The following is an 8,366-nucleotide window of genomic DNA, read 5'->3' as shown; positions in this document are numbered from 1 at the left end:
GACAAGTAACGTGGTTCGCAGTTCTCGCGTCGATGCTGGGGTGTCGGCTTGTGCTTCTCTTGGGAGAGCGGTCAGGAGCAGGTTGAGTGCGACTGTCCCGGATTCGCTGAATGGCGAAGCAATCGTCGTTAGGGCAGGGGTGGTGAAGTCGGAGCCGAAGATGCTGTCAAACCCGATGACACTGAAGTCGTCCGGTATTTTTACACCAGCGGCCTGCAGTTCTTGCATCAGGCCGATGGCCAACAGATCGTTGTAGCACAGGGCGGCAGTGACACCTGAAGAGATGACAGCTCTGGCGGCGATTCGTCCTCCGTCGCTGGTTGGCGCTGTTGTGGTGATCACCTCCGCAGTCCTCCCGGTCCATTCGCATGTCTCGCGGAAGCTATCCCAGCGACGTTCTGAGATCCAAGAATCTTCGGGTCCGGCCAGGAACGCTATTTTGTTATGGCCGTTCGATGCCAGATGGCGTACAGCCTCGGTTACGCCCGGTTCTACGTCCGGGACCACGGAACCAATGCCTTCTATGTAGCGGTTGATAACTGCGACCGGTTTGGTTTCGTTGAGCTCACGGATTTCAGTGTCCGCCATGCGCGGCCCCGCGAGAATGATCCCGTCGGTAGAAGACTGGAGGCGGTGGGCCACCGCGGCTTCCGTGGCGGCGGACTCTGCCGATTCGGCCAGCACCAGCGTGAGGCCGCGCGCAGCTGCCGTGGATTGCGCGCCGCGGATGATGTCGAAATAGCTGGGGTTCGTGATATCCGAAACTATGAGTCCGATCATTCCTGTGCGGCCAGTCTGCAGTGCCCGAGCCAGGGGGTTGACGTTGTAATTAAGCTTCGTTGCTGCGTCTTCAACGAGTTGGCGGGTATGGGAGCTGACACGACTTGGATTGCCCAGTGCCCGAGAGACGGTTGACGGATTAACCCCCGCCAATTTGGCGATGTCATAAATCGTGGCTTTGGTGCTGGATGTGGGGGAGCGCGCGATCATGACTGCCTGCCCATGTGGATCTGAGTGTGGAGGCCTTTCACTGCGCTGGCCTCGTGAGCTCTTGGGGTTCTTCATCTGCTCGAAGGGGCGCCGGGCCTGTGCTCTTGCGCCACACGACGGATGCGACGGGATTGGAGTAGGTCGGTTCTGCCTCACCGCGCATGTTGGCCAGGAGTTTCGCCATAGAACGACGGCCCAACTCCTCATAGTCGATCTTTACGGAAGTCAGGGTCGGCGGAAGCCATTCACCAACAGGGCTGTTGTCCCAGCCCGATACGCTCAAATCCTCAGGCACCCGCCAGCCGCGTTCAAGCGCAGCGTAAATGGCCGCTGCGGCCAAGACGTCGTTGGCGGCGATAACGGCGGTGACTGGGGTGTTGTCCGGTAGGTCAAGAATCGCGCGGCGGCCACTTTCTCCGTTCCAGTCTCCGCCGACAACACCGCCGGATTCCAGATCAAGACGATGTACGGTTTCCAGGAATGCTTGTTCCCTGCTGCGCACGGTGGTGTAGGCCCGATCTCCGGCGATGTGCAGAAAGCTCCTGTGTCCTAGGCCAGCAAGGGTTTCGATGATCTCGCCGACCGGGGACGCGTCGGCTAGGTCTCCTATGCCGCGCATCTCATCGTCGTATTCTGCGCCAACCACCACCGGCACCCTTGAAGCGATTTGTGCCTGACGGTCCGCTGCAAGGGGGGTCAGGGCGAGCAAACCTTCGAAAAGGCCGGCTTCAGCGAGTTCCAGTACGCGGGCCGAACGCTCATCGGAGGAACCCGCCAATGTGATGGCGTCGATGTGGTAGCCGGCGTCCGTCGCGGCTTCGGTGGCTCCGGTAAGCATGTGTATGGAGCTGATGGCGTTACCGGCCGGGAAGACGATGGCAAGCCGCCCGGTCCGGTTAGTTCGCAGGGCGCGGGCGGCGAGGTTTGGTCGGTAGTCGAGTTCTGCGATGGCCCGTCTGATGCGTTCGCGGGGGACTGCTCGTGTTCGCGCTCCGTTGAAAGTCAGGTAGCGCGAGACGGTCATGTGTGAGACCCCGGCAAACTTTGCGATGTCATAGATTGTTGGACGCCGCTGTTCCATGTTCTTGATGACCGCCTCCTTGCGTTCATATGAAGATGACTTCCGACTGCGCTCATGGACGACAGGAAAGGAACCCTTGTCCAGAAGTCTTATCGATATCTACTGTAGACCAAAAGGCACTAAAAGATATCGATAAGATTAACCTCTTGACCTAAGTGTTATCGATAACTACAGTGGACACAACACCAAAAAGTTATCGATATCCTCGAAGCTTTCCTGATCGCGGTTTTGGCCTCCCACCCCGGGCCGGCTCGGATCGACAGGCATAAGTAGCCGCCGGCTTTGTCATCAAAGGAGATGAGTGTTTTGAACATCGTTCTTCGGCACGGCAGCGAGACTACGACCGCCAGACTCGACAGCGGCTGGCCCGTGATACTTAGGGTCCAAAACCTATCCTCACCAGAAATTCCATCGAAGGAGATGAGTGTCTTGAACACCCTCGAGCGCCGCGCAGGAGTCGGCAAATGACCGCGCCGCCAGGGGTAAGCGGCCCCACCGCAGTCGCGATGCGAAAAGAAGAGACCCCGGAGACTCCCCGCCGCAAGCGCGGCCGCAGTGGAGTGGGGGGAGTAAAGATCCCCTTCTGGTTCGTGCTTCCCGCCGTGATCGGCTATGCCGCGGTGGTCCTTGTACCTAACCTCAGCGGCGCCGTCCTGGCGTTCACCAACTGGGACGGTTACACGCCCGAGATTGATTTCGTTGGCTTGGCGAACTTCACCCGGGTACTTTCCGATGACAACTCTCTCCGGGCGATCGGCAACACTTTCATCCTGACGATCATCGTCTCGCTGGGGCAGAACGTGCTCGGGTTGCTGCTGGCGCTCGGACTCAACACCAAGGTCAAGACACGCATGGCGCTCCGCCTGGTGTTCTTCCTCCCTGTGGTCCTCACCCCGATCGTCGTCGGCTACCTCTGGAAGTACCTGCTTACTCCTGAAGGAACTTTGAACCAGGTCCTCGCTGCCATAGGGCTGGAGAATCTCCAGCAAGACTGGCTCGGCAACCCGGACATCGCGCTGTATTCGGTGTGCGCATCGATCATCTGGTCTGGTGCCGGCTTCTCTATGGTCATCTTCCTTGCCGGCCTGCAGGGCGTTCCCCCGGAACTTCTCGAGGCTTCTGCCATTGATGGCGCCGGTCCTGTGCGCAGCACCATCTCCATTGTCCTGCCCCTCATCAACGGTGCCATTGTGGTGAACCTTCTGCTCAGCGTCCTGGGCAACCTCAAACAATTCGACGCAGTGTTCTCCATGACCAACGGCGGCCCGGCCGGATCAACCGAAACCATGGCGACCATCGTGTACAAGACCGCGTTCCTCTACCTCGAGTACCCCAGCGCCCTGGCGCAGGGCGTTGTGCTCATGATCGTCGTCGGCGTTATCGGCTTCATTCAGTACCGAGTTACACAGCGGAAGGCCCTCGCATGAACCGCTATACAGGCCGCACGCTTGCGATCGAGATCGTCCTCATCGCAGCGGGCATCATTTTCCTCATCCCGCTCTACGTTCTTGTCTCGGTGGCGCTTAAAGACCCTGAGGCTCAAGCAGGTTTCCTGGGCTTCACCTGGCCTCTGAAGTTCGACAACATCTCAACCGCATGGGTCGAATCGAACATGGCCTCGGGCCTGCTCAACAGCGTCCTGATCACGGTCGTGTCAGTGGCGCTGATCATCGTATTTTCTTCACTGGCCGCCTACACCCTTACCAGGAACACCCAGCACTGGTCCCGGGGCATGTTCTATCTGTTCCTGTTGGGTTTCCTGTTTCCCGGGCAACTTGCGATGCTCCCGCTCTATCTGGGCTTCTCATCAATTGGTCTCGTGGGAAACCCTCTGGCGGTCATCCTGATCGCAGTGGGCGGGCACATGCCTTTCACGATCTTCCTCTACGCGGCCTTCCTCAGGGACCTTCCACGTGACTACGAGGAGGCCGCCGCGATTGACGGCGCCAAACCGCTCCGCACCTTCCTGACCATTGTCTTCCCGCTCGTGCGCCCGGTTACCGGCACTGTCGGTATCCTCGCTGCGCTGGGCATCTGGAACGACTTCTTCACCCCACTCCTGTACCTAAGCGGTAGCCAGAGCAAGACCGCACCGCTGGCCGTCTACTCCTTCGTGGGCGAGTACAGCGCGAACTGGCCCTTGGTCTTCTCCGCCCTGATCACGTCGATCATCCCGATCCTCGTCGCTTACTTCCTGATGCAGAAATTCATCATGCGTGGATTCGCAGCAGGACTCAAAGGCTAGCCACACGGTTTGCCAGCACGTCGCATCACCCACAGAAACTAGAGAGGCAGCAAATGTCATTGAAGACACCACAGCGCATCGCCGTCGGGGCGGTCGCAGCGCTACTCGGAATCTCGCTTTCCGCGTGTAGCGGCCAGACCCCGGCCGCTCCCGCCAGCGAAAAGGCCACAACCGGTTCTTTCTCAATCGGCACAAACCACAGCCCTGCTGTTAAGACCATCGTCGAACTCTTCAACAAGAAGTACCCCGACATCAAGGTCGATGTTCGTGACATGGCCCAGTCCTACCGGGAAGTCCTTGGATCGCAGCTTGCCGGTGGCAACGCACCCGACGTGGTGGAGATTCCCGGTGGCGGAGGAAACCCGATCAGTGCCAAGGTTGCCGGACAGCGGAACTTCTACGCAGACCTGGGCAAGACCGAGTGGGCGGGAAGCATCCCCGACATTGCCAAGCAGCAGCTCGAAACCGACAAGGGCAAGCTCGTCGCTGTGCCCATGGTTGTCTCCTCGATCGGTGGCATCTACAACCAGAACGCCCTCGATGAAGTTGGTTTGTCCGCCCCGAAGACCTGGAGCGAGGTGCTGGACTTCTGCGGTGACGCCAAGGCCAAGGGCCGCGTCGCCTACGGGCTGGGCCTGTCGGATACCTGGACAACGCAGCTGATCCCTTACGCGCTGACCTCCACCCTCGTTTACGGACCGAACCAGAACTTCCTCGAGGACCAGACGTCAGGGAAGGCTTCCTTCGCTGACTCTGCCTGGAAAGACTCGATGGACAAGTACCTCGAAATGGACAAGGCCGGCTGCTTCAATGCCAGCCCCGTAGGTACGCCCTACGCCACCGTCCAGGACGCTATCCGCTCCGGAAACACCCTGGGAACCGTATCTGTAGCATCGGAAACTGCCAACATCGCCAAGGGCGGCCCGGCCAACTTGAAGCTCACCTACACAGCGTTCCCGGCCAACGATAAGGCTGAGGATCAGTACCTTCCGCTGTCTACCTCTGGCTTTGCACTTAATGCCAAGAGCTCCAGCAACGGCGCGGCAGCGACGTTCATCGACTTCCTCGCAGAACCGGCCACCCAGGTCGCTTTTGGTGCCGCCTTCGGTGACGCCCCCGCCATGCCGGGAGAAGAAAAGCTGACGAGTGAGATCGCGCTGCTCGCCAAGGAATACCTCGATAAGGACCACGGTACGACCTGGCCTGACCGTCTGTGGCCCAACGCCACTATCCAGCCCAAGTTGTTCGATGGAGTGCAGGGCATGTTCATCGGCAGCGCATCGGTACCGGATGTACTCGACAAGATGGACGCCGCGTTCAAGAACGCAGGTTAACCGGATGGGGCCGCGTAGTGGTGCGCGGCCCCATCTTTCTCCCCACCCACGAAGGAATGCTGTGACTTCATCGCCCGACCAAGTCGACCTCTCACCTGACCAAGACGAACTCCCGCCCAGTACTGACTGGCGGACGTACGTGCCTGCCCCGGCAGAACCTGACGCCCGTCCCGTCGCAGTTCTCCGGGTCGAGGGAGATGTCTCCGGGCTGGAGGAATTCCTGGGGGGAACAGGAGAGCTCGTGCTCGTTCGCCCGCAGGAGGGCCCGGTTCCCAGCGTCGTTTTCGACTACGGGACCAGCAACGCGGGCCGACCGTGGCTCGATGTGTCGCGTGCGGATGCCTCTGCGGAAGTACGTGTGTCCTATAGCGAAAGCGCCTACTGGGCAGGGCCGGATGGCGATGAGCGCGGCGGGCATAATGCAAGCGCCAACCGCGGCCGCGTGGAGCTGCTGCAGCTTCACGGCCCGGGCAAGATCAGCAGCGAACTCATCCAAGGGGGACAACGCTACCAACGCCTCGCTTTGGAGACCCCGGGAACCTTGGCCATCAAGGACCTCGGAATCCATTTCACAGCTTTCCGTGCCACCCCCGATACCTATCAGGGTTGGTTCGCCTGCAGCTCCGACAAGCTCACCCGCATCTGGTACGAAAGCGCCTACACAATACAGCTCAATCAACTTCCCGCCGACACGCTGCCCGTAGCGTGGACCATCGATGACAAGGGCCTGCGGGCCAAGGGTGGCACGCTTGCCGTTCTCCGTGACGCCTCGCACTGGACCAATGTCTGCGTTTCCTTCGAAACACGCATCGAAGACCACGCAGCGGGCTGGGTCGTTCGGGCAGCAGAGGACGGAGCCCGAGGCTACCTTCTCTCACTCCGTGCGCCAGGGACCACGGGGGAGCCGTGCATTCTGCAATGGTCTTATTTCGACGACGGCTATGAGAACCGGCCCCAGGACACGGTGCGACGCTACACCCCTTTGGGCGAGGTCACGCTGAGCCGGGACGTAGATCCCGCCACCTGGAACCGTGTCCGCACCCTGGTTGAAGGACACTTCATCACGGTGGAACTAAACGGTGTCTCAGTGGCACATATCGACCTCGGTGGTCGAACGGATGTTCCTGTCGTGGCAAGCGGATCGTTCGGTTTCCATGAAGCGTGGGACACCAGCAAGGTGCCAGGGGAGGAAGCCCGGTTCCGCAAGCTTGTCGTTACCGCAGCAAACGGAACAGAACTGTTCCGCCACGACCTCACGGCCTCCGAGGTTCTCGGGAAGTTCATCGGCGACGGTGTGGTGTCACCCGACCCTCTCCCGGTCATTCTGGATGGCGCCCGCCGGGACCGCTCCGTTTGGAGCGGTGACCTCATCGTCCAGATCCCCAACGTTTACTACACAACCGCAGCTGCAGACTACGTTCGCGGGTCCATCGAACTCCTGAACAGTTTCCAGGAACCGGACGGGCGCCTTCCGGCCCGTCTTCCCCCACTGTTCCAACCTGCAGTTCCGCCACAGCACGGCCAGGTCTACTCGGCCGTGTACTCCATGCACCAGATCACCAACATCGCACTGCACCACCTCTACACCGGCGATACCGACTTCGTGCGTGCACAATGGCCGACAATCCTCCAGCAACTGGCATACGACCACACTCTCGTCGATGACCGCGGACTGTATATAACGGATGAAGAGAACGGCTTGGACTGGGACTGGTACGACGGACCCAAGACCGGAGCCGTCAGCGCCTACAACATCGTCTACTGTCACGTACTGCGCCAGGCATCGTCGCTGGCGTCCGCCATCGGAGAAGACACCGCGGCTGTGGATCTCACCGCCAGAGCCCAACGGGTCAACGACGCAATCAACGAGCACCTGTACGACCCGGAACGTCGGCTCTACATCTTGTCCGATCATCACGCCGACGCCGTCGCCCAGGACGCCAACGCTCTTGCCGTTATTCACCGCATCGCCCGCCCCGAGGACATCCAGGGCATCCTCCAAGCACTCGAGGAAGCCCTGCCCCAGACCCCGTTCGGGCCGCAAGTGTTCAATACGGCCGCCGGATTCAGACAAAACGTGAGTCCCTACACTTCGGGGTTCCACCTCGGGGCGCTGTTCGAGGCAGGACTGACGGATCAGGCCCACAGACTACTGAACGATCTGTGGGGCCATATGGCAACACCTGGCCCCTTCGCCAGCGGCGCCGTCTGGGAACTCTTGGAAACCGATGGCACCCCCGGCTTCGGCGTCTCCACGAGCCTCGCCCACGGTTGGGCGTGCGCCCCCACCGTTGCCTTGTCCTCCTACGTACTCGGCGTCACCCCCCAGAGCACAGCGTTCGCCACCTGGAGCATCGCCCCGCAAATCGGCACGCTGACGTGGGCACGCGGCCAGGTACCGACGCCGATGGGTTCCATCGAAGTGAGCTGGCGGCGCGACGGGTCGACCCTGAGCCTGGACGTCGTGACACCGGAAGAAACCTCCGGCACGATCACCGTTCCGACCGCACCCGGTGGTGTTGCCCGCCTCCGTGGACTAACGAACGGCGGAGAAGAAGTTGACCTGACCCGCGCAGCAACAGGCATCTCCACCACCATTTCCTTCAACGTACAGGCCGGCGGCCGCTACACAGTAGAGAGCGAGCAATGCTGACTTCGCCCACCACCGTCCCATCCACCGCAGCAGTTCCTGTCCCGTCATCGCCCGCGAAGGAAC

At 60.6% G+C, this 8,366-nt stretch carries 6 protein-coding genes; 4 read left to right on the top strand and 2 right to left on the bottom strand.

What is annotated here, in order from left to right; translation table 11 throughout:
* Together HP499_RS17175 and HP499_RS17170 are read right to left on the bottom strand one after the other, a co-directional pair.
* Positions 1-990: LacI family DNA-binding transcriptional regulator (locus tag HP499_RS17175; RefSeq protein ID WP_172325422.1), on the bottom strand; the 990-nt coding region annotated here is incomplete at its 3' end.
* Between the two features lie 37 nt (positions 991-1,027).
* Positions 1,028-2,071: a LacI family DNA-binding transcriptional regulator gene (locus tag HP499_RS17170; RefSeq protein WP_172325421.1), complete on the bottom strand. Its 1,044-nt coding sequence runs from the start codon at positions 2,069-2,071 to the stop codon at positions 1,028-1,030.
* A gap of 464 nt (positions 2,072-2,535) precedes the next feature.
* Between HP499_RS17170 and HP499_RS17165 the strand changes: the two genes are divergently transcribed.
* The 4 genes from HP499_RS17165 (at position 2,536) to HP499_RS17150 (ending at position 8,303) form a co-directional block, all read left to right on the top strand.
* Positions 2,536-3,498 carry a carbohydrate ABC transporter permease gene (locus HP499_RS17165; RefSeq protein ID WP_216660105.1) on the top strand — a complete coding sequence of 321 codons (963 nt, stop codon included), beginning with the start codon at positions 2,536-2,538 and terminating at the stop codon, positions 3,496-3,498.
* Positions 3,495-4,316 (top strand): carbohydrate ABC transporter permease, encoded by an 822-nt coding sequence (locus HP499_RS17160; protein ID WP_172325420.1) that lies wholly within the window; start codon positions 3,495-3,497, stop codon positions 4,314-4,316. Before HP499_RS17165 ends, HP499_RS17160 begins: the two co-directional genes overlap by 4 nt.
* Before the next feature lie 53 nt (positions 4,317-4,369).
* Positions 4,370-5,650: an ABC transporter substrate-binding protein gene (locus HP499_RS17155; protein ID WP_172325419.1), complete on the top strand. Its 1,281-nt coding sequence runs from the start codon at positions 4,370-4,372 to the stop codon at positions 5,648-5,650.
* A gap of 61 nt (positions 5,651-5,711) precedes the next feature.
* Positions 5,712-8,303 carry an alpha-L-rhamnosidase C-terminal domain-containing protein gene (locus HP499_RS17150; protein ID WP_172325418.1) on the top strand — a complete coding sequence of 864 codons (2,592 nt, stop codon included), beginning with the start codon at positions 5,712-5,714 and terminating at the stop codon, positions 8,301-8,303.
* The last annotated feature ends 63 nt before the right edge of the window (positions 8,304-8,366 follow it).

The organism is Paenarthrobacter sp. CM16 (assembly GCF_013179505.1).
In the GTDB taxonomy this organism is placed as follows: Bacteria; Actinomycetota; Actinomycetes; order Actinomycetales; family Micrococcaceae; genus Arthrobacter.
Note: the sequence above shows the minus strand (reverse complement) of the source record. Positions and strands in the feature narration are given on the sequence as shown.

Coding starts and splice junctions, on each gene's coding strand:
- HP499_RS17170 (WP_172325421.1), bottom strand. CDS start 2,071: ATGGAACAGCGGCGTCCAACAATCTATGACATCGCAAAGTTTGCCGGG.
- HP499_RS17165 (WP_216660105.1), top strand. CDS start 2,536: ATGACCGCGCCGCCAGGGGTAAGCGGCCCCACCGCAGTCGCGATGCGA.
- HP499_RS17160 (WP_172325420.1), top strand. CDS start 3,495: ATGAACCGCTATACAGGCCGCACGCTTGCGATCGAGATCGTCCTCATC.
- HP499_RS17155 (WP_172325419.1), top strand. CDS start 4,370: ATGTCATTGAAGACACCACAGCGCATCGCCGTCGGGGCGGTCGCAGCG.